This window comes from Virgibacillus alimentarius (assembly GCF_000709085.1).
GTDB classification, from domain to species: domain Bacteria; phylum Bacillota; class Bacilli; order Bacillales; family Amphibacillaceae; genus Virgibacillus_B; species Virgibacillus_B alimentarius.
Map to the genome: position 1 here is coordinate 1 of NZ_JFBD01000076.1, position 22,212 is coordinate 22,212.

At 34.4% G+C, this 22,212-nt stretch carries 25 protein-coding genes and 1 pseudogene; all 26 read left to right on the forward strand.

Translation table 11 applies throughout. From position 1 onward, the window contains the following. Positions 1-376 precede the first annotated feature (376 nt). The 26 genes and pseudogenes from GZ63_RS0112385 (at position 377) to spo0A (ending at position 22,027) form a co-directional block, all read left to right on the forward strand. Positions 377-886: a YqhR family membrane protein gene (locus GZ63_RS0112385; RefSeq protein ID WP_029270014.1), complete on the forward strand. Its 510-nt coding sequence runs from the start codon at positions 377-379 to the stop codon at positions 884-886. A 94-nt stretch (positions 887-980) separates the two neighbouring features. Further along, complete coding sequence (aroQ, locus tag GZ63_RS0112390; RefSeq protein ID WP_029270016.1) at positions 981-1,415, forward strand: type II 3-dehydroquinate dehydratase; 435 nt, start codon at positions 981-983, stop codon at positions 1,413-1,415. A 39-nt stretch (positions 1,416-1,454) separates the two neighbouring features. Next, positions 1,455-2,516 carry a M24 family metallopeptidase gene (locus GZ63_RS0112395; RefSeq protein ID WP_029270018.1) on the forward strand — a complete coding sequence of 354 codons (1,062 nt, stop codon included), beginning with the start codon at positions 1,455-1,457 and terminating at the stop codon, positions 2,514-2,516. 22 nt (positions 2,517-2,538) lie between these two features. Then, positions 2,539-3,096: an elongation factor P gene (gene efp, locus GZ63_RS0112400; RefSeq protein ID WP_029270019.1), complete on the forward strand. Its 558-nt coding sequence runs from the start codon at positions 2,539-2,541 to the stop codon at positions 3,094-3,096. 194 nt (positions 3,097-3,290) lie between these two features. After that, complete coding sequence (spoIIIAA, locus tag GZ63_RS0112405) at positions 3,291-4,271, forward strand: stage III sporulation protein AA (RefSeq protein WP_029270023.1); 981 nt, start codon at positions 3,291-3,293, stop codon at positions 4,269-4,271. After that, positions 4,216-4,728, forward strand: a complete 513-nt coding sequence (gene spoIIIAB, locus GZ63_RS0112410) for a stage III sporulation protein SpoIIIAB (protein WP_029270025.1) — start codon at positions 4,216-4,218, stop codon at positions 4,726-4,728. The genes spoIIIAA and spoIIIAB overlap by 56 nt, the downstream gene beginning before the upstream one ends. 18 nt (positions 4,729-4,746) lie before the next feature. Next, the gene (gene spoIIIAC / locus GZ63_RS0112415) at positions 4,747-4,953 is read left to right on the forward strand and encodes a stage III sporulation protein AC (RefSeq protein ID WP_029270027.1); all 207 of its coding nucleotides are present in this window, start codon (positions 4,747-4,749) and stop codon (positions 4,951-4,953) included. Between the two features lie 6 nt (positions 4,954-4,959). After that, positions 4,960-5,352, forward strand: a complete 393-nt coding sequence (gene spoIIIAD, locus GZ63_RS0112420; protein ID WP_029270029.1) for a stage III sporulation protein AD — start codon at positions 4,960-4,962, stop codon at positions 5,350-5,352. Positions 5,353-5,382: 30 nt separating this feature from the next. Next, positions 5,383-6,580, forward strand: a pseudogene (gene spoIIIAE / locus GZ63_RS18945) (stage III sporulation protein AE). A 10-nt stretch (positions 6,581-6,590) separates the two neighbouring features. Further along, positions 6,591-7,214, forward strand: a complete 624-nt coding sequence (gene spoIIIAF / locus GZ63_RS0112430) for a stage III sporulation protein AF (protein WP_029270031.1) — start codon at positions 6,591-6,593, stop codon at positions 7,212-7,214. Further along, on the forward strand, positions 7,211-7,852 hold the full coding sequence (spoIIIAG, locus tag GZ63_RS0112435; RefSeq protein ID WP_029270033.1) for a stage III sporulation protein AG: 642 nt from the start codon (positions 7,211-7,213) through the stop codon (positions 7,850-7,852). Before spoIIIAF ends, spoIIIAG begins: the two co-directional genes overlap by 4 nt. Positions 7,853-7,865: 13 nt before the next feature. Further along, positions 7,866-8,420 carry a SpoIIIAH-like family protein gene (locus tag GZ63_RS0112440; RefSeq protein ID WP_029270035.1) on the forward strand — a complete coding sequence of 185 codons (555 nt, stop codon included), beginning with the start codon at positions 7,866-7,868 and terminating at the stop codon, positions 8,418-8,420. 246 nt (positions 8,421-8,666) lie between these two features. Then, entirely contained in the window at positions 8,667-9,152 is a 486-nt protein-coding gene (gene accB / locus GZ63_RS0112445; RefSeq protein ID WP_029270037.1) for an acetyl-CoA carboxylase biotin carboxyl carrier protein, read from the forward strand. A gap of 14 nt (positions 9,153-9,166) precedes the next feature. Further along, positions 9,167-10,528 carry an acetyl-CoA carboxylase biotin carboxylase subunit gene (gene accC / locus GZ63_RS0112450; protein ID WP_029270039.1) on the forward strand — a complete coding sequence of 454 codons (1,362 nt, stop codon included), beginning with the start codon at positions 9,167-9,169 and terminating at the stop codon, positions 10,526-10,528. Positions 10,529-10,532: 4 nt separating this feature from the next. After that, a complete protein-coding gene (locus tag GZ63_RS0112455; RefSeq protein ID WP_029270041.1) occupies positions 10,533-10,922 on the forward strand; it encodes an Asp23/Gls24 family envelope stress response protein in 390 nt (129 codons plus the stop codon). 351 nt (positions 10,923-11,273) lie between these two features. Beyond that, a complete protein-coding gene (nusB, locus tag GZ63_RS0112460; protein WP_029270043.1) occupies positions 11,274-11,654 on the forward strand; it encodes a transcription antitermination factor NusB in 381 nt (126 codons plus the stop codon). A gap of 20 nt (positions 11,655-11,674) precedes the next feature. Then, positions 11,675-12,529: a bifunctional methylenetetrahydrofolate dehydrogenase/methenyltetrahydrofolate cyclohydrolase FolD gene (gene folD / locus GZ63_RS0112465; protein ID WP_029270045.1), complete on the forward strand. Its 855-nt coding sequence runs from the start codon at positions 11,675-11,677 to the stop codon at positions 12,527-12,529. Next, a complete protein-coding gene (gene xseA / locus GZ63_RS0112470) occupies positions 12,526-13,884 on the forward strand; it encodes an exodeoxyribonuclease VII large subunit (protein WP_029270047.1) in 1,359 nt (452 codons plus the stop codon). Before folD ends, xseA begins: the two co-directional genes overlap by 4 nt. Then, a complete protein-coding gene (locus tag GZ63_RS0112475; RefSeq protein WP_029270049.1) occupies positions 13,868-14,101 on the forward strand; it encodes an exodeoxyribonuclease VII small subunit in 234 nt (77 codons plus the stop codon). The genes xseA and GZ63_RS0112475 overlap by 17 nt, the downstream gene beginning before the upstream one ends. A gap of 1 nt (position 14,102) precedes the next feature. Continuing rightward, positions 14,103-14,987, forward strand: coding sequence for a polyprenyl synthetase family protein (locus GZ63_RS0112480; RefSeq protein WP_029270051.1), 885 nt, complete (start codon positions 14,103-14,105; stop codon positions 14,985-14,987). 772 nt (positions 14,988-15,759) lie between these two features. Further along, positions 15,760-16,338 carry a hypothetical protein gene (locus tag GZ63_RS0112485; RefSeq protein WP_029270053.1) on the forward strand — a complete coding sequence of 193 codons (579 nt, stop codon included), beginning with the start codon at positions 15,760-15,762 and terminating at the stop codon, positions 16,336-16,338. Positions 16,339-16,356: 18 nt separating this feature from the next. Next, positions 16,357-17,163: a TlyA family RNA methyltransferase gene (locus GZ63_RS0112490; RefSeq protein WP_029270055.1), complete on the forward strand. Its 807-nt coding sequence runs from the start codon at positions 16,357-16,359 to the stop codon at positions 17,161-17,163. Between the two features lie 80 nt (positions 17,164-17,243). Next, positions 17,244-17,693: a transcriptional regulator AhrC/ArgR gene (gene ahrC, locus GZ63_RS0112495; RefSeq protein ID WP_029270057.1), complete on the forward strand. Its 450-nt coding sequence runs from the start codon at positions 17,244-17,246 to the stop codon at positions 17,691-17,693. A gap of 54 nt (positions 17,694-17,747) precedes the next feature. After that, positions 17,748-19,466, forward strand: coding sequence for a DNA repair protein RecN (gene recN, locus GZ63_RS0112500; protein WP_029270059.1), 1,719 nt, complete (start codon positions 17,748-17,750; stop codon positions 19,464-19,466). 207 nt (positions 19,467-19,673) lie between these two features. Then, the gene (gene spoIVB, locus GZ63_RS0112505; protein WP_029270061.1) at positions 19,674-20,963 is read left to right on the forward strand and encodes a SpoIVB peptidase; all 1,290 of its coding nucleotides are present in this window, start codon (positions 19,674-19,676) and stop codon (positions 20,961-20,963) included. 278 nt (positions 20,964-21,241) lie between these two features. Then, a complete protein-coding gene (gene spo0A / locus GZ63_RS0112510) occupies positions 21,242-22,027 on the forward strand; it encodes a sporulation transcription factor Spo0A (RefSeq protein WP_029270063.1) in 786 nt (261 codons plus the stop codon). Positions 22,028-22,212 lie beyond the last annotated feature (185 nt).

The following is a 22,212-nucleotide window of genomic DNA, read 5'->3' on the forward strand; positions in this document are numbered from 1 at the left end:
TCGTGCCATCAGAAGGCCTCCTCCCATAAATTAAAGGATTTTATCCTTTTATTACTTATATACCACTTTTAACAACCTTTATAGCATCACTTTCTGAAACTTTTATGAAAAATAATGACATCTCCCTTTATGACGATTGTCAACTACTAAGATTATTCCCTTTTTATCCTAAAATATTCAAATATAACCTTATTTTGTTCATAAAGATTTAATGGATTGTTTTTTTGTTATACTTTGGGTCCTCAATGCTATTTTACAAGATACCTGTCAATATAACTAGATATAAATATCCACTTTAGTAATATTTACATTAAAATCAAGGAGTCGTTCATGACTGATTTAAAGGCAATTGGTAACAATAAGAATGGAGGTGTTTATGGTGACGGAAAAAAATAATGAACAAGATTACCAAAAAAGCTCGATATCTGTTTTAGGAAAAGCCTTGATAAATGGATTTTTCGGCGGAATATTTTGGAGTATCATTGGGGTAGTGATGTATTATTTTAATTTTGCTGAGATCGCTCCAAAGACTTTTTTATTACGTTCATGGACTAAGGCTCAGTGGACAACTGGTTGGTTAGGTGAGGTTGTATCCATATTTATGGTAGGTGTTCTTTCCATTTTGGTCGCTGTCATATACTACGGGTTATTTAAAAAGATTAATTCCATGTGGATCGGTGTTGTTTATGGATTAATCGTTTGGGGAATCGTCTTTTATATATTGGAGCCCATATTTTCAACAGTTCCCGAGCTCACTGAATTTAACCAAGATACAATTGTATCTACAATCTGCTTATTTATATTATATGGATTATTTATTGGTTATTCCATCTCCTTTGATTATTACGAAATGTTGATTCGGCTACAACAAAAAAAGAAAACGTAAGAGAGAAGCTATATTTTTCTGTCAACATTACCAATTTATGATAAACTGATAACTACTGTTGGTTCTGATTCATAAACAAAGAGGAATGATAAATATGAAGAAGCTTTTATTACTAAATGGACCAAATATAAATATGCTTGGTATGCGCGAAAAAGATGTTTATGGAGAATTTTCTTTAAAAGACATCGAAAATGAACTAAAAGAACTTCTAAACGACTATTATTACGAACTGGACTGTTTTCAATCCAATCATGAAGGAGATTTAATTGACTGTATCCATAAAGCTAATGGTAAATATGAAGGGATTATTTTTAACCCAGCTGCATACACACATACAAGTATTGCTCTCCACGATGCAATCAAAGCAATTAAGACTCCTGTTATTGAAGTCCATATTTCTAACATTTACAATCGAGAGGAGTTTCGCCGTACTTCAATGCTCGCCCCTGCCTGTATTGGCCAAATTTCAGGTATGGGGATAAATAGTTATCGGCTTGCAGCATTAGCTTTTATACATGATACTAAGTAATTGGTACATAAATAATTAGATAGAAGGAGATGAAAAAGATTGGGGAAACTAACAAAATTAAGAAATTTATTAGAAGAAAACCAGCTAGATGCTATGATAATAACAAGTCCAATTAACAGAAGGTACATAACGGGATTTACCGGGACCGCAGGCGTTGCTATTGTCAGTAAAAATGACAGCAGATTCATCACAGATTTTCGTTACATAGAACAAGCATCGGAACAAGCTTCTAGCTTTACCATCGTAGAACATAAGAAAGCGATCGAACATGAAATTAAAAATCAACTACAAGAGTTAAAAGTAACAAAGGTCGGTTTTGAAAAAGAAAACCTTACGTATTCGAAATACGAACGCTTTAAAAAACTATTCGATGTTGATTTAGTACCTGTTAGTGGCATTGTTGAGCAAATTCGTTTAATTAAAACGAAAGACGAACTTGCAATCTTAAAAAAAGCAGCTGAAATAGCTGATGCAGCATTTGATCATATTCAAAGCTATATTAAACCAGGGGCAAAAGAAATAGATATTTCCAATGAATTAGAATTTTTCATGCGTAAGCAAGGTGCAACCTCATCAAGTTTTGATATTATAGTTGCTTCCGGTGAAAGATCTGCGTTGCCGCATGGTGTAGCTTCTTCTAAAGAAATTCAACACGGGGAGCTAGTAACCCTGGATTATGGTGCATTATACCAGGGCTATTGTTCAGATATGACAAGAACAATAGCAGTTGGAGATATTAACAGTGAATTAAGAACGATCTATGAAACTGTATTAGAGGCACAATTAAGAGGTGTTCAAGGAATTAAACCTGGAATGACTGGGATAGAAGCAGATGCTTTAACAAGGAATTATATTTCTAAAAAGGGATATGGCGAAAACTTTGGACATTCAACCGGACATGGGATAGGGCTGGAAGTACACGAAGGACCCGCCTTATCCAAACGTTCAGATGTAAAATTATCTCCAGGAATGGTTGTTACTGTTGAACCCGGCATATATGTTCCAGGGGTTGGAGGATGTAGAATAGAAGACGACCTTATTATTACAGAAACAGGTAATGAACGTTTAACCTATGCACCTAAAGATTTAATACAATTATAATTGAAACAGGAGGAACATAAATATGATTTCAGTAAACGATTTTAAAACTGGATTAACAATTGAAGTAGATAACAGTATTTGGCAAGTAATGGAATTCCAACATGTAAAACCTGGAAAAGGGGCTGCATTTGTTCGTTCAAAACTTCGTAATTTAAGAAATGGAAATATTCAAGAGAAAACATTCCGTGCAGGTGAGAAAGTAAACCGAGCCCATATTGAAAATAGAAAAATGCAATATTTATATGCTTCTGGCGATGTTCATGCATTTATGGATACAAATACGTATGAACAAATTGAAATGCAAACAAGCCAATTGGAGCGGGAACTAAATTTTATTAAAGAAAATATGGAAGTAACAGTTATGACATATGAAGGTGAAGTAATTGGTATTGATTTACCAAATAATGTGGAATTAGAAGTCATCGAAACAGAACCAGGTATAAAAGGGGACACAGCAAGCGGTGGCTCAAAACCTGCTAAATTAGAAACCGGACTTACAGTCCAAGTACCTTTTTTTATCAACCAGGGAGATGTGCTGGTTATCAATACATCTGATGGCAAATACGCATCACGCGCATAGTTTTATTTTAATTCATATAGAGCAATTCATTATCAGAGTAGTCCATGATGGACTGCTCTTTTTTTATCTCTAAAGGAAGAAGGCCGGTAAAGGCGAGGTTTTTCAGTTTAAATATCTCTACTATTTGTTGTCATAATACCTCTTCTTAAACATAGATTTATTATAAAGGTACTACTAAAAAGTGAGGATTTGCTATGGATGAGATATTGCGACTATTCCCCGAAAAAATGAAACAAGCTGTCCAAACAAAAATTGCAGATAAATGGCCGTTGTTGCAGGAAATTCGGGTGAGGCTTTATCAACCGATAGAGCTCATCTTTGATAAAAACAAAATTGAATGGATTCATTTTACCAAACCGGCTAAAAATGATTTTATTTTTGTTTTAAATCAATTAAGTTCATTTTCCCTCTACCGGATGGAAGATGAACTCCGGGAAGGTTATATTACGATTGAAGGGGGGCATCGCATAGGTCTGGCTGGAAAAGTAAACACATTGGGCGGTTCGGTAAAGGCCATTCAGCACATTACCTTTCTAAATATTCGTATTGCAAAAGAAAAAAAGGGAATAGCATTGCCAATCCTTCCATATATCTATCATGCAGACTATTTAAGTACGCTTTTTATCGGTCCGCCGCAAACAGGAAAAACAACATTCATTAGAGATGTTACGCGCTTAATCGCAACTGGGTGGAAGAATATATCTGCAAAAAAGGTTGGCGTCATTGATGAAAGATCTGAGATAGGTGCTTCAATTAACGGAGTTCCACAGCATAATTTGGGATTTCGTACGGATGTTATGGATGCTTGTCCTAAGGCGGAAGGTATGATGATGATGATCCGTTCTATGTCCCCTGATATTCTTGTGGTAGATGAAATTGGTAGCAGTCAAGATGTCCAAGCATTAATGGAAGCTGTAAATGCAGGGGTAACTGTTATTTGTACGATACATGGTCAAAGCATGGAAGAACTTAAAAAGCGACCATCATTACAACCAATATTTGATCAAAATATCTTTCAGCGCTTTATTGTCTTAAAAAAACACGTTAATCCCGGGCATATTCAGCAGATTTATAACCAGAGAGAAGTAAACATTTTACAGAAATCGAGGTGCCTGCAAGGTGAAATGGATTGGAGCACTTCTTTTCATAGGTACAACAACATGGATAGGCTTTGAATGGAGTAATAAACTAAACAACCGGCCAAAACATATCAGACAGCTTAAAAATGCTTTACAAATATTAGAGGCAGAAATTTTGTATAGTCAATTGCCATTACAGGAGGCTTTTACAACAATAGCGAAGCAAATTCCACAACCGACCAAATCTTTTTTTCATACGCTGGGGTTAAGTATGGGAAAGCAAAATCCAGACTTGTACAGTCTTTGGGAGGAGCAAGTGGATCATTTGATGCATCTATCATGTTTAAGCAGAAACGAGCAAGAAATTCTAAAACAATTTGGCAGAACATTAGGTCAGCATGACTTTGATCAACAACAAAAACACATACAGTTAACCGTTAGTCATCTTGACCGTGAATTGGAGGACGCTAGAGATAACCAAACAAGATATAGCAAAATGGCTAAAAGTCTAGGCATTTTATGCGGGATATTTATCGTGTTATTGCTTATTTAGTAGGAAAGGGGTATATCCATGCTTACCGATGCTTCCATTTTATTTCAAATTGCTGGAATAGGCATAATAGTGGCATTAATCCATACTGTATTAAAACAAATGGGAAAGGAAGAAATAGCCCAATTCGCTACGCTTGTAGGATTTATTATCGTTCTCGTTATTGTAATTAATGGCCTTTCAGATCTGTTTCAGCAGATTAAATCAGTATTCCTTTTTCAGGGGTAACGTTACATGGATATATTACAAATTGTCGTGTTGGGGATCGTTGCGAGCATTCTGTATATCATTTTAAAAGATATAAATACTTCTTTCGCATTTTTTATTATTATCATTACTGGAATTGTTATATTTCTAGTAATTATTAAACAAATTGGATCTATTTTTCAATTAATCGAATCGCTGGGAGAAAAAGCGAATATTGATGGAATGTATTTGGAAACGATTTTAAAAATTATCGGAATTGCTTATATCGCAGAACTCGGAGCAAATATAACGAAAGATGCGGGATTGAATTCCATCGCAGCAAAAATTGAGCTGGCAGGGAAAATTTTTATTTTATTGCTTTCTATACCTATTATAACTGCTGTTATAGAAGCAATCTTAAGTTTTTTACCACCTACCTAATCGGCGGTTCGAAAGGAGTAATTAACGTGGATGAAACAATATAAACTACGAATTGCGTTTACACTCGCTGTTTTGATGCTGCTATGTGGACAACCCGTTTTCGCTTCCGATACATCCGATACAGTCAATAAAAAAGATCAAACTAAGATTGAAGATGCTATGTTAGATGAAATATCACTGGATGGTATTCAAGAATATTGGAATGAATTGGTTACCGAATATGGTGGCTATATACCGGAACTAGAGAAAACAAGCATTTACGAATTTATTAAAAACAATGGATCATTCTCTTTAAAAAGCACTCTGATCGGTTTTGTGAAATATTTGTTTTATGAGCTGCTGCTAAATGGTAAATTGTTAGGATTACTCTTATTACTCACACTGTTTTCCATTGTTTTACAAACAGTGCAAACAGCATTTGAACATAGTGCAGTTAGTAAAATTGCTTATTTTGTTGTTTATATCGTTCTTATCTATATTGCTTTAAATAGCTTCTATTTAGCTTTTTCATATGCAAAAGACTCTATTGATGCAATGAGTAGTTTTATGATTGCTATGCTTCCCTTGATACTTGGTTTAATGGCAAGCTTTGGCAATATGATAACCGTATCTTTTTTTTCATCCGGTTGTTATTTTTTTAATAAACTTAAGCGGTATATTAGTATCCAAATTCATTTTACCATTAATATTTTTTGCAGCATTATTATTGATTGTAAGTAGCCTAAATGAAAACTATAAAGTAACACATTTAGCCAATTTATTTAAAAATATTAGCCTTGGTGTACTTGGAGCCTTTCTAACTGTTTTTTTAGGAGTAATGTCTGTTCAGGGGACTGCTAGTGCAATCCAAGATGGAGTGGCGATGAAAACCACAAAATTTATTACAGGAAACTTTATTCCTATTGTAGGGCGAACTTTTACAGATGCAGCGGATACGATTCTAAGTGCTTCTTTATTATTAAAAAACGCTATTGGTATTGTTGGAGTAATCATTATCGTTTTTCTAGCATTATTTCCGGCATTAAAAATTTTCGCAATCGCCCTTACTTATAAAATAGCCGCTGCAGTTCTGCAACCGATTGGTGATGGTCCAGTTATTACAACTTTAAATACAATTAGTAAATATATTGTATATATTTTAGCCTGCTTATTAGCAGTAACATTAATGTTTTTTTTAGCAGTCGTCATTATTGTTATAGCCGGTAATGTAACGCTACTTCTTAGGTAGGATGATAGAAATGGACGTTATTACACAATGGGTAACACAAATTATTGTATTTATACTGTTAGCAACAATCATCGACCTGATTATTCCTGCTACTTCCATGAAGAAATATATCAAATTAGTAGTTGGATTGATTCTAATTTTAATTTTTTTAAAACCAGTCTTTTATTTATTTAATATAAATATTCATCAATCACTAGAAACAGCGTACTCACAGCTTTACGAGGAAGAAATGGAAAATCAGGATATAGAAAATCAGATAAAAATGCAAAAAAATGAAATACAAGCCTCTCAAGATGCATATATTTTAGAAGAAATGACTGTCCAATTGAAAAATCTAGCAAAAGATCCTTTGCGAGAGATACACCAGGCTGAAATTACAGACATACAATTTGAGTTTTCCAAAAAGGAAAAAGTTTCTTATGAGGATCTGGAAAAAGTCATTGTTTATCTACAAGAGTTAAAAAATGGGGAGGGAGAAGTGAATACAGTTGAAAATATCCAAATTAATACCGAAGAACCGCTAGAAGATGAAAAAGATGAACAAATGATTGAAGAAATGGAAGCTTTACTACGAGACACTTGGGATCTAAATAATAAAAAACTCAAGATCATCTGGGAGGGAGGAACATCTTGAAAGATAAATTTAAAAAATTGTTTCAAACAGAAAATGGTGAAATAAAATTTAAAAAGCCATCTAAAAAAACTGGTTACCTTATCGTAATTGCCTTAACAGGACTATTACTCCTTATCCTTGGAAATGCTTTTTCATCACCTTCAAAAGAAACGACAGTAAACAATAATCATGTAAATAACAACACCAACCAACCAGCAAAAGAAACCATTTCAGAGAAAAAATCTTCAACAACATCAAATGTAAGCGAATTAGAGACAAGCTATGAAAAGGACCTAACTGAAATGTTAGAAAAAATTCAAGGTGTCTCAGATGTAGAAGTGATGGTAAATCTTGATTCAACGAATGTTAAGGTCTATGAAAAAAATTTAATTTCGGGTCAGCAGACTACAGATGAATCCGATAAAAACGGCGGAACACGAAAGGTGGAGGATAGTACAGAAGAAAAAGAGGTTGTATTAGTAAGACAAGGTGATAAAGAGGTCCCACTACTTACCCAAACAAAAAAACCAGAAGTACGAGGGGTATTTGTTGTAGCAAAAGGAGTTGATCATGCAACAGTTAAGAAGTGGATGGTAGAGGCGACAGCAAGAGTACTTGATGTGCCTACTCATAGGGTTTCTATAATGCCAAAAAATTAAGGGGGATAATATAATGTTAAAAAAACAAACGGTGTGGCTGTTGACAATGCTTAGTTTAATGATTGTTCTGAGTGTCTACTATATGACTTCCGATACCGAAGATTTAGCTTATATTGATAATGGTTCAAATGAGTCAGAGGAAGCTACAACAACTGATCCAGCACAAAATAAAGAAGATGCAGAGATTAATGATATAAATAACTTGAACGAAGATGAATTGTTTACAACCATTCGAATGGAATTACAAGATAAAAGAAGCATGCAAAAAGATCGCCTAAAAGAAATAGTAGCTTCAAACAATGCTAGTACCGATGAAAAGAATGAAGCATTAAACGAAATGGAGACAATGGATGAATTAGCATCAAAAGAAAATATTTTACAAAATTCAATTCTATCTTCCACAGAAAAATATGAAGATGTACTAGTTCGTTCTGATGAGGACAAAGTACACGTACATGTGAAAGTTGATAAATTATCGAAACAGGAAGTAGTAAACATTATGCAGATGGCAAAAGATGAATTTGGTGAAGTAACAGTAGATGTTAATTTTCAACCAACTGAAGGATAAAAACATACATGGATACAATAAACCAGGCGTACGAATACGTCTGGTTCATTTGTGTGCGAGAAACCATTCGTATTAATATGATAACATTGATATAATGATTAAAAAGAAGAATATATGGATAAAACACATATAAATGATTGTTTTATTTTTATGTTGCCGTTTTATGATAAATTATCGTAAAATAGATAAAGGTATTAACGATACCCAATAATAATTTTTGTCTAAGCTGAAGGGTGGCTATTTATAATGTTAAATATGGATGAGATACGTGAAATAATAAAATTAATTGACCAATCATCTATCGATGAATTTACTTATGAAACAAGTGGTGCAACCATTTCAATGAAGAAAAATGAAAATACTGTGTCCCAAACTCCTGAAAAAGAAGTACATAAGAAAGTCCAATCAGCTGATACACCTTCACTAGTTGATATCAAGCCGGAAATACAGGAAGAACCCAAAGAGGAGCAAACGGAAATCAAGATAGACTATGATTATGAAATTGTTTCACCAATGGTCGGCACACTTTATAGTGCCCCGTCCCCTGAAAGGGAAGCTTATGTAACAGTTGGTAGCAAAGTAGAAAAAGATTCAATTGTTTGCATTGTAGAAGCAATGAAATTATTTAATGAAATTGAAGCAGAAGTTAAAGGTGAAATCGTTGAAATATTAGTGGAAGATGGCGAATTAGTAGAATATGGTCAACCACTATTTAGAGTAAAGACTAAATAAGGGGGACAAATTCCTTGATTAAAAAACTGTTAATTGCAAATAGAGGAGAAATAGCGGTACGAATTATCCGTGCTTGCAAAGAAATGAACATTGATACAGTGGCCGTATACTCCGAAGCAGACAAAGAATCATTACATGTTCAATTGGCAGATGAAGCTTACTGCATTGGGCCAACTTTAAGTAAAGACAGCTATCTTAATTTCACTAATATTATGAGTGTCGCTACTTTAACAGAGGTTGATGCTATTCATCCTGGGTATGGATTTTTAGCTGAAAATGCTGACTTTGCTGAAATTTGCAGAGCATGCAATGTTGCTTTTGTAGGACCTACACCAGATGCAATTCAAAAAATGGGTATTAAAGACGTTGCCAGAGATACGATGAAAAAGGCAAATGTCCCCATCGTTCCAGGTTCGGATGGAATTATTCAAAATGAAAAAGAAGCAATGGAAATTGCAAATAATATAGGCTATCCAGTGATTATAAAAGCTACAGCTGGAGGTGGCGGAAAAGGAATTCGTGTAGCAAAGACCGAGGAGGAACTTATTAAAGGAATTCAAGTAACGCAAAAAGAAGCGGAGACTGCTTTTGGAAACGCAGGCGTTTATATAGAGAAGTTTATTGAAGATTTTCGACACGTTGAAATTCAAGTGCTAGCTGATCAGCACGGCAACGTTATTCACTTAGGCGAAAGAGATTGTACCATACAGAGAAGGTTACAAAAGCTTATTGAAGAAACACCTTCACCTGCAATTACACAAAAAATTAGAAAGCGTATGGGGGAAGCGGCAGTAAAAGCAGCTAAAGCCGTCAATTATGTAGGCGCTGGGACAATTGAGTTCATTTTTGATAGGACTACCAATGAATTTTATTTCATGGAAATGAATACACGAATCCAAGTGGAGCACCCTGTCACTGAAATGGTAACAGGCATAGATCTCGTAAAAGAACAAATTAACATTGCAAACAATGAAAAATTAAAACTGACACAAGCAGATGTAACTTTTGATGGTTGGGCAATGGAATGTAGAATTAATGCTGAAAACCCTTTTAAAAAGTTTATGCCTTCACCAGGGGAAATAGAAATGTATTTATCGCCAGGTGGCTTAGGGATAAGAGTCGATTCTGCTGCATATCCTGGTTATAAGATCCCGCCATATTATGATTCAATGGTGGCCAAATTAATTACGTATGGTTCTGATAGGGAAGAGGCCATTAAGAAAATGAAACGTGCATTAGATGAATTCATCGTTGAAGGTGTTCATACAACAATACCATTCCATCGTTTAATCATGGATAATGAAGTTTTTTATGAAGGAGATTTTAATACAAATTTCCTTCAGGAAAATCCAATTTTAGAAACTATAAAGGAGTGATTGAATGACTGATCAAAGCTCTCTGAATGTAAGTGATGATACTGGATTAGGAAACGTGGAAATTGCCCCCGAGGTCATCGAGGTCATCACAGGTATTGCTGCTTCTGAAGTGGAAGGTGTTTCTTCTATGCGCGGGAACTTTGCTACTGGAGTTGTGGAGCGATTTGGGAAGAAGTCGCATACGAAGGGAGTAAAAGTAGAATTAACGGAAAGCGGCATCTTAATCGATTTATATGTTGTTTTGAACTTTGGTGTGTCAATTCCTGAAGTCGCACAAAAATTGCAAACAAATATTAGGCAAACATTAAAAAATATGACTGCGCTGGAAATTGCGGAAATAAATGTTCATGTAGTAGGAATTCAAATGGAGGATACAGAAAATACTGAGGTATAAGATTTAAGGTCAAAAGAAAAGTATTCTTTTGACCTTCTATTATAACTTTAGTATCCGTTAAATTTACGCTTTAAGATTGTAAATAACGAACCTAGAAATGAACTTTTAATCATGTTATTATTTGTATAAGATAATGTATAGAAATAGGATGTTTAAATCACCCAAATGATCAAATAGTATATCTTTTTAGTTCGTAGAGCAATAAAAAGCCTTTACAAAGATAACTATTTCCACGTCCTTAAAAAAGTATTTTTGAGGACGTTTCTTGTTTAAATTTGTACATAATATAAAAAGTCATATTGAGCGTCTATCATTTGGTATGATTCATCATCAATTAAAAGGAGTAATTAGATGAACCGGCATAAAGCAAGGGAAAAGGCTCTTCAGATCCTCTTTCAACTAGATATAAACGAACTTGATCCGATAAAAGCCATGGAAGATATTGCGGAAACTACAGCGATTGATTCTTTTTTGGAAACGGTTGTGAAAGGTGTTTCAACATATAAACAAGAACTTGATGACACAATTAATACAACCCTTGAAAACTGGTCAATAGATCGAATTGCTTCCGTGGAAAAAACAATTTTACGTATTGCTACATACGAAATAAAATACTTAGAGGATATACCGGTAGGTGTCTCGATCAATGAAGCAATTGAATTAGCAAATAGTTATGGAGATGAAAAATCAGGTAAATTTGTTAATGGTGTTTTATCAAAAATTATTTCTTAACAAAGGGAGATGGGGTAACGATGGTAGCTGAAATCATAAACGGCAAAGAATTATCATCCGAGTTGAAATTAAACATGAAGGAAAAAGTGTCTGACTTGAAAAAAAACAAGATTGTACCGCATTTAACGGTTATATTAGTAGGAGATAATCCAGCTTCAAAATCCTATGTTAATGGAAAGAAAAAAGCATGTGCAGAAACAGGAATTTCATCAGACATAATAGAAATGGCTGATTCTATTTCAGAGGAGAAGCTTCTTTCAACAATCAATAAGCTAAATCAGGATCAGTCTGTTCATGGTATATTAGTTCAACTGCCACTTCCAGATCATATCAACGAACAACATATTATTGAAGCAATTGACCCTAAAAAAGATGTGGATGGCTTTCATCCCGTTAATATCGGCAAAATGATGACTGGAGCAGATACCTTTTTGTCTTGTACTCCGTTTGGCATTGTAACAATGCTAAAATCAAAAGATATTCACATATCTGGTCAACATGTAGTTATTATTGGCAGAAGTAATATTGTAGGTAAACCAGTAGGTCAATTATTATTAAATGAAAATGCTACTGTTACATATTGCCATTCAAAAACAGAGGATTTAAGATCATTTACCACTAATGCTGATATACTAATTGTGGCAATAGGTAAAGCGAATGTACTTACAGAAGAGTATTTAAAGCCTGGCGCTGTTGTTATTGATGTTGGTATTAACCGACTCGACAATGGAAGATTAACTGGTGATGTAGACTTTGAAAACGTTAAAAACAAGGCATCATTTATTACGCCTGTCCCTAAAGGTGTAGGGCCTATGACAATTACCATGTTGCTCCAAAATACCATTAAAGCTGCAGAAGGTCTGGAAAAACAGTGAAGGACAATTATTTAACAGTAACTGCATTAACAAAATATATTAAACGCAAAATTGATACAGATGTGCATTTAAGAAATATTTGGCTAAAAGGAGAAATATCTAATTTCAAGCTGCATAGTCGCGGTCATATGTACTTAACCATAAAGGATGATCAAACACGCATACAGGCTGTGATGTTTGCTGGAAAAAACCGTTTCTTAAAATTTAAACCTGAAGATGGAATGAATGTGCTGATTAGGGGAGAAATTAGCGTTTTTGAGCCTTTTGGCCAGTATCAAATTTATATTCAGCAGATGGAACCTGATGGTATCGGGGCATTGGCTATCGCATTTGAACAACTAAAAGAAAAACTTCAAAAACAAGGTTATTTTGATAAAAACATCAAAAAGCCGATACCTATGTTTCCTAAACATATAGGTATTATAACTTCTCCTACTGGTGCAGCAGTACGTGATGTGATTTCGACATTAAAAAGAAGATTTCCAATTATAAAACATACGATCATACCCGTTCTTGTCCAAGGACAGCATTCAGCAATGTCGATAAAAAAAGCAATCGAATTAGCAAACGACAAAAATTTATTTGATGTTCTAATAATAGGAAGAGGCGGAGGATCTATCGAAGAATTATGGAGCTTTAACGAAGAAATAGTCGCTGATGCCATCTTTCATTCAAAGATACCAATTATTTCTGCCGTAGGACACGAAACTGATGTTACCATCAGTGATTATGTAGCAGATTTGAGAGCGCCAACCCCTACAGGTGCAGCCGAACTTGCTGTACCTTCACATATTGAAATAAAAGAGAAAATTTCTAATATGAAACAATCGGCCATTAGCACAATGAGTAACATCATCAAAAATCGGGAACAACATTTAAAACGAATTGGTCAATCCTATGCTTTTCGTTATCCAGAGCAACTTTTAAAGCAAAAAGAACAAGAGTTGGACAAGCAGATTGACAGACTTGAAAAGTTTCGAACGCTCTATACGAACCGCAAGCATGAGAGGCTCATGAATGCAAATATTCGTTTAATCAATCAGCATCCCAAAAAGCAAATAAAGCAGGGAACAAAAGAATTAAAGCAATTAGTGAAACAAAAAAATAATTATATGCTGCAAATTTTTGAAAAGAATTCAAAAAACCTAGCAACCGTAATAGAAAAACTCACTCTGCTCAATCCTTTAGAAGTAATGAAACGGGGATTTGCAATTCCTTATACGATCGATGGCCACATCATTAACTCAAGTCATCAAGTTCAAATGAATGATAAAATGAAAATTAAATTAAGCGATGGATTAGTCAAGTGCAATGTAACTAGTGTAGAGGGGGATAATGATGGATACCATGAATGAAGTTTCTTTTGAAGAAGCGATGGAAGAACTGGAAAAAATAGTGGCAAAATTAGAGGAAGGGGATGTTCCCCTAGAAAAAGCTATTGTCTATTATCAAGAGGGGATGAAACTTTCCAAATTATGTAATGATAAATTAAGTAATGTGCAAGAAAAAATGACAAAAATCATGAATGAACAAGGGGAAATTGAACCTTTTGACCTACAGGAGGAAGAATAAATTGCATGAACACCTTGAAGCATATATTACGAAAAATAAATTAAAATTCCAAGAAGAAATGAGTAAACATTTACGTCAATTGGATATTCCTCCAAGACTAAAGGAATCCATGGTCTATTCAGCCGAGGCAGGCGGAAAAATGCTTCGGCCAATTTTATTGGCAGCAAGTTACGAAATGTTTAGTAAGGATATTAACAAAATTCTATCTATTGGCGTTGCTCTTGAAATGATTCATACATATTCTCTCATACACGATGATTTACCTTCGATGGACAATGACGATTATCGAAGAGGTAAACTCACAAATCATAAAGTATTCGATGAAGCGACCGCAATATTAGCCGGTGATGCTTTATTAACGTACAGCTTCGAGATAATCTCAACGGACCCATATTTAACGGATAAACAAAAAATTGAAATTATAAAATTGCTCTCTAGCTCCAGCGGTGCGAAAGGGATGGTTGGTGGACAAATTTTAGATTTAGAAGCGGAAAATCATCCTGTTGAGCTTCATGAATTGGAAAAAATCCACACAATGAAAACTGGAGAACTGCTAAAATTTGCAATATATAGTGGTGCATATCTTGGCAATGCAACAAATGAACAATTAAATCACCTAAGAGAATTCGCATACTACTTAGGTTTAATATTCCAAGTTCAGGATGATATCTTAGACGTGACTGGAGATGTCAATAAAATAGGAAAACCCTTAGGTAGTGATCAAAGTAATCAAAAAAGTACATTTCCTAATCTATTAGGTGCAGAAGGTGCGTTAGAATACAAAAATCAGTATGTACAAAAAGCAAAAAATGCATTACAAAAAGTTAATGCGGAAAATTCCTATTTATTTGCATTAACAGATTACTTTAGTCAAAGAGACCACTAACAAGAACGAATAGGTAAAGATTTTCGACAAGTTTTATAGAAAATTCATTTGATATATGTTATAATTAATTACGTTATAGGGTGGTGCAGTATTCTAGTCAACCCTCCGTTCCTGAAGGCGGGCCTAAAAATCCGCCAAAGGGCACATCGATGAAGTTCCTTGTGTTGGCCTGAGGCGCCCAGCCTTGGGTCAATGCTGGGAGTTAAGGTTTTCGGGCGATCCACAAAGGCATGTGGGCGTAGACCCGATTTCCGCGGAGGCCCATCTTTGTAGTGATAACTAAGCCTAGGAATCATTATGAAATGGGGTATGAACCTGTAAAATAAGGTAAGGGACGCCTTGTTTGCAGCGTAGCCTGCCTTGAGTGGTACTGAGAGGATTAGTGTCATAAACATTTATCCGGCAGGCCACCGGTTGAATGTTTGATTTTCCGCTATGAAATCAGTACTGCAAAAGAGGCTAGGGAGCGGTTAAAGGTTGTTGAGGAAAACTCCTAGACTGTTCGAAACAGACATTTAAAAGGGATTATAGTGTGGACTAAGTGGTAATCCAGTCTAGTTTTTGGTGACAAAACTAAAATGGATTTAAAGGGGAACCGCCTTTATGGCAACATAGGGTATCCATTTGGGAAAACCTACTGGACCTAAGCCACAGTTTTTACCTTTTAAATGCCCACCCTCGCCTTACATAAAAATACATATCATGAATTATTCATAACTAGAAAATGTGAATACACCTAATAATTTTCAAGAAAAACATACGAGGGTAAATTATGAATTCAAAAATAAAACGTTCCATAAAATTTAGTTTCACTATTGCCGTTATCACTTTTGTGCTAGCGGCTATTTTTTCAATTATATCATCTTCTTTACTTAATGAAGTAGTTTGGATTATTGGTTTAATAATCGTGTTTATCATCGTATTTATAGGTATTGTTTTTGATATGCTAGGAATAGCAGCTACTTCGGCAAGTGAAGCTCCATTGCATGCAATGGCTGCAGAAAAGGTTAAAGGGTCGAAAGAAGGCATTATTATCATAAGAAACGCAGATAGATTTGCAAGTTTTTGTAATGATGTGATTGGTGATATATCTGGAATTATAAGTGGAACAGCATCAGCAATAGTTGTACTGCAAATTGCCAACCTATTTGAAAAAGGAGAAGGATCTTTTCTCCAAATAGCCCTAAATGTTTTCATAACAAGTTTAGTTGCAGCACTTACAGTTGGCGGAAAAGCATTAGGCAAATTTTTTGCAGTTAATGCATCTACGGACATTATTATTATAACCGGAAAAATAATTTCTTTTATTGAAAAAAAGCTAAAAATAAAAATATTGCCTAGAAATAACTAACATAATAGAGGTATTATAATGAGAAAACAAAGTTTGGATATTTTATTAGTGGAACGAAATTTAGTTGAATCACAAGATAAGGCAAAGCGCCTTATAATGGCTGGTTTAGTATTTACAAACACTATACGTTTAGATAAACCTGGAATGAAAGTAGACCGGAGTATTCCTTTAACAATTAAAAAAAAACAAATACCATATGTTGGACGAGGCGGTTTGAAACTTGAAAAGGCATTAAATTCCTTTTCTGTTTCTGTTTCTAATAAAATTATGTTAGATATTGGTTCTTCTACAGGAGGCTTTACCGACTGTGCTTTACAAAATGGAGCAGAATTATGTTATGCGATTGACGTAGGGTATAATCAACTGGATTGGAAACTGAGAAATGATGAACGTGTTATTGTAATGGAGCGAACTAATTTTCGTTATGTTACATCTGATATGCTAAAATTTGGTTCACCCAATTTTGCAACGATTGACGTTTCTTTTATATCATTAAAAGTTATTCTTCCAGTTTTAAAGCAATTACTAACGCCCAATAGTGATGTAATTGCTTTAATAAAACCCCAATTTGAAGCGAACAAAGAACAAGTTGGCAAAAAAGGAATCGTCCGGGATATACAAGTACATGAGACTGTTTTAGAAAATATTATTACACTTGCTAAAAATGAAACGTACAATATTCACAACCTAACATATTCACCCATAACGGGAGGAGACGGAAATATTGAATTTCTAGCTCATTTCAGCTGGAAAAAAGCAAAACAAAATAATATGATTGAACCAAAATCAATTGTCCAAGAAGCTCATGCTAACTTAACATCCTAAATAAAGTACGAGCTCTAGCCTATTTATAAACATTTAAAATTAAATATCCACCGAGACATATGTTTTTCCGGAGGTAAAAAATGAGTAAAATTCAACGACATATAAAAATACGCGAGTTAATTACTGATTATGAAATTGAAACACAGGATGATTTGGTTGACCGGTTAAAAGCTTTAGGATACAACGTTACTCAAGCCACTGTATCACGAGATATTAAAGAGCTTCATCTTGTTAAAGTTCCTTCATTAAATGGAGGATATAAATATAGCTTACCTGCCGATCAGCGTTTTAATCCATTAGGAAAATTAAAACGATTAATCATGGATACCTTTGCCAAAATTGATAGTACGAACCATTTTATAATATTGAAAACCCTGCCAGGCAACGCCCAAGCTGTTGGGGTTTTAATTGATAATTTGGATTGGGATGAAATAATGGGAACCATTTGTGGAGATGATACATGCCTCATTATATGTCGGACAGAAGAGGATACAGATACGATTAAAAATCGTTTTCTAAATATGCTGTAAGAAATAAATATATTTTCTGGATTACGAGTAGCCATACTTTGAGGTGATTTTAACATGCTAACAGAATTATCTATCCGTGATTTTGCCATTATTGAACAAACATCCATTACCTTTAATGATGGTTTAACCGTATTAACTGGTGAAACAGGAGCGGGAAAATCAATTATTATCGATGCTATTCAACTACTGGCAGGTGGAAGAGGTTCAGTTGAGTTTGTCCGGTATGGCAGCAAAAAAGCACAGATTGAAGGTTTATTTACAATCGAAAACAAAAAACATGCTATTTATAATGTCGGAGCTCACTACGGAATAGAGATAGAAGATGGAATGGTTGTTTTACATCGGACAATTACTGCTGGCGGGAAAAGTATCTGCAGAGTTAATGGGAAATTAGTAACCTTGGCCATTTTAAAAGAATTTGGAAAAACATTAATTGATGTACATAGCCAACACGAGACTCAATCATTAATGAATCCAGAAAATCATATCGACTTACTTGATTTATACGATGAGAATAGGATTGCAAAAGCAAAAGAGGAGTATACAAAGTTATATGAACAACTAAAAACATTAAAGCAAAAGCATAAACATTTAAGTGAAAATGAGCAGGAAATGGCTCAACGTTTGGATTTATTAGAATTTCAATTTCGTGAGATTGAACAAGCTTCTCTTAGCCCCGATGAAGACGACCTTTTAGAAAAAGAACGTGAACATTTAGCTAATTTTGAAAAGATTAACACTGCACTCTTAGCATCATATAATGCATTGTACGGTGAGCAAAAAGGACTTGAATGGTTGAATAACGCTCAATTAGCCCTGCAGGATGGAAGCGCTTATGATTCATTTACAGCAGAAAAGGCTGAAGAATTGTCCAACCATTATTTTATTATCGAAGAACTCACAATTGAACTTCGTAACTACAGCGAAACTATACAATATGATTCTGGACGTTTAAACGAAATTGAGGAGCGGCTCAATGAAATAGACAAATTAAAAAAGAAATATGGTTCTACAGTTCACGAAATATTGGAATACATGGGTAAAATTGAAGAAGAAATGGAACAAATAAAAAATAAAGATTCCCATTTAATAAAAATGAAAGAACAGATAAAAGAAAAAAAAGAAGATGCATATTTAGAAGCAAAACAATTACATGATCTGCGGAAGGAAGCTGCTGAGTCTTTAATACAAGATATGGAGAAAGAATTGATTGATCTATACTTGAATAACGCTTCCTTTTCCATTTCTTTTCAACCAGAAATTACCGAAGTTAATAATGCTAATAAAGTAAACTTACATAAGAATGGATTTGACCATATTCACTTTCTAATTTCAACTAATGCAGGTGAACCGCTAAAAGAAATGAATAAAATAGCCTCTGGAGGCGAACTTTCACGTATAATGCTTGTACTGAAGAAATTATTGGCTCAACATCAAGGAATCACAAGCGTAATATTTGATGAAGTAGATACAGGTGTTAGTGGTCGAGTAGCCCAAGCAATGGCTGAAAAAATTTATGGAGTTTCCAATAAGTCACAAGTTCTCTGTATAACTCATTTACCTCAGGTAGCTGCTATGGCAGATTCACATAAATTCATTAAAAAAAACGAAAAGGATAATCGAACAGAAACACATGTTACCGAATTAAATGAGGAACAACAAATTGAAGAATTGGGCAGAATGATTACAGGTACCAAACTAACAAACACAGCAAAAGATCATGCAAGAGAATTAGTACAACTTGCAATTTCTTTTAAAAATAATACAAAATAAAGGATAATTTTCTTTAAAAAGCCAGAAAATAACTTATCTGGCTTTTTTCTTTTGTCATTCATTATATACATGTTTTCATGAATTTTTAAAAAGGAAATGTTACACATCTTTTCTTATTTCTCACTAGTTTAAAATACCATCAATAAGGTCAAATTAGAAATACAGATATAAAAAGGTATGGGTTAGGAGCGGAGGAGAGTGAATTGATTGAGACAGAAGGATAAAATAAGAAATTGGATAGGCATTCTGCTCCTTATTGTTGTAATGGCAATTCCCTTTTTTACCCCTTTACAAAAGTATCTTTCCATTCCTAATGAGATTTTAACCCTTGCTAATGAATCACGCCTAGACATACCAAATTTTGGTGATGCTGTAGAAGTTAATGCTACAGATGACAATGTGCAAGCAATAAATTCCTCTGAATTTCATGCTAAAGAACCTGGAGACAGTAAACTTTTTTATGAAGTAGCCGGTCTTCCAGTTAAAAAAGTTAACGTTTCCTTACTCGATGATATAAAAGTTATACCTGGTGGCCAATCAATCGGTGTTCAGCTGCATACACTAGGTGTACTAGTTGTAGGGCATCATCTTGTAAACGGTAAGGACGAAGAGGCATCATCCCCTGGTGAAGATGCAAAAATTAAAGTAGGAGACATCATTTTAAAAATCAATGGAAAACCAATTAAAAACATGGAAGATGTCAAACCCTATGTAGAAAAAGCAGGGAAAGAAAACAAACCTTTAAAATTAACTGTAAAAAGAGGAAAAGAAAAATTTAGTACAAAATTACAACCAGTTAAGGACAATAAGGAAAAAGAATACCGTATTGGTTTATATATTAGGGATTCAGCTGCAGGAATTGGCACCATGTCATTTTATGAACCAAAGTCAAAGAAATATGGAGCATTAGGACATGTTATTTCAGATATGGATACTAAAAAGCCTATTGAAATCCACGATGGAACCATTGTACGTTCAAATGTTACCTCCATTGAAAAAGGGAACAATGGAACACCTGGAGAAAAACAAGCTAAATTTTCTATGGAGAAGGACAAAATTGGATCAATTACAAAAAATAGTCCATTTGGAATCTTTGGCGAACTAAACAGTACCATTAAAAATGGAAAAATGGATGAACCAATGTCTGTTGGTTTATCTCATGAGGTAAAAGAAGGTCCTGCAAAGATATTAACTGTGGTTGATGGTGAAAAAGTTGAAGAATTTGATGTTGAAATTGTAAGTAGTGTACCTCAGAAATTCCCAGCCACAAAAGGGATGGTTATAAAAATTACGGATCCAAAGCTACTAAAAAAAACTGGTGGTATTGTTCAAGGAATGAGTGGTAGTCCCATCATTCAGGATGATAAAATCGTTGGCGCTATTACACATGTATTTGTAAATGATCCCACTTCTGGCTATGGGGTTCACATTGAATGGATGTTGCAGGAAGCAGGTATAGATATTTATAAGAAAAAAGATAAACAAAAAGCTAGTTAAAAAAATGACTTGTTGTGGATTTATTCCATCACAAGTCATTTTCCATATTTAAAATTATGATATAATTCTAAATAGACTATATATTATTCGACAAATGTTATGTCGATTTACGCAGTAGATTATCGAAATATAAGGAAAAATAGAGGGAATGAAAGCAAAACAAAGGAAACACAAAAAATTCCAAAGTTTTTCACTCGAAAAGAGGATTTAATCATTTTATATCGAATAGGTACAATGGAGATAAACTGTTCGATTACATAAAGGGGAGGAACAAAATAGTGGAAAAAATTTCAGTTTGCTTAGTTGATGACAATAAGGAATTAATACAATTAATGGAAGATTATTTTGACGAACAAGAAGATATTGAAGTAATTGGAACCGCATCCAACGGAAGAGACTGCTTGGAAATGCTGGAGGATTTAAATCCGGACGTATTAATTTTAGATATAATTATGCCACATATTGACGGATTAGCCGTGTTGACAACACTAAGAGAAACGGAAAGAAACAGCTATCCAAATGTTATTATGCTTACCGCGTTTGGGCAGGAGGAAGTAATGAAAAAAGCAGTAGACTTAGGAGCATCTTATTTTATCTTAAAACCTTTTGATTTGGAAAACTTGGCTGACCAAGTCCGTCAAGCACAAGGAACGAATACAACTTTATCTCAAGGAAGTCCTAAAAAAGAAAATAAAAAGGAAAAAAAGAAAGTGGACTTGGAAGCAAGCATTACAAATATAATTCACGAAATAGGAGTCCCTGCGCATATTAAAGGATATATGTATTTACGTGAAGCAATTACAATGGTATACAACGACATCGAACTATTAGGTTCAATTACCAAAGTACTTTATCCTGATATTGCTAAAGCCTTCAATACAACAGCTTCACGTGTAGAAAGAGCGATACGCCATGCCATAGAGGTTGCTTGGAGCAGAGGAAATATCGAATCGATATCAGCTTTATTTGGCTACACGGTAAGCATTTCAAAAGCAAAACCGACCAATTCCGAGTTTATTGCAATGGTCGCTGATAGGCTTCGTTTAGAACATAAAGCGAGTTAAAGGTTGATATGTAAAGGTTTACTTAAAATTATTTATTAAAATTAACTCGCTTCATGTTGCATTTATCATTCGTTTGTTTACTGAAAGTCTTCCGAGGAGGCTAAGGCCGTGCCCGCGGAAAGCAGCCGCCTGCAGAGCAAGTCAACGGGATTACTAAATAAGTATAAATCGCACGGAAAAGTAAA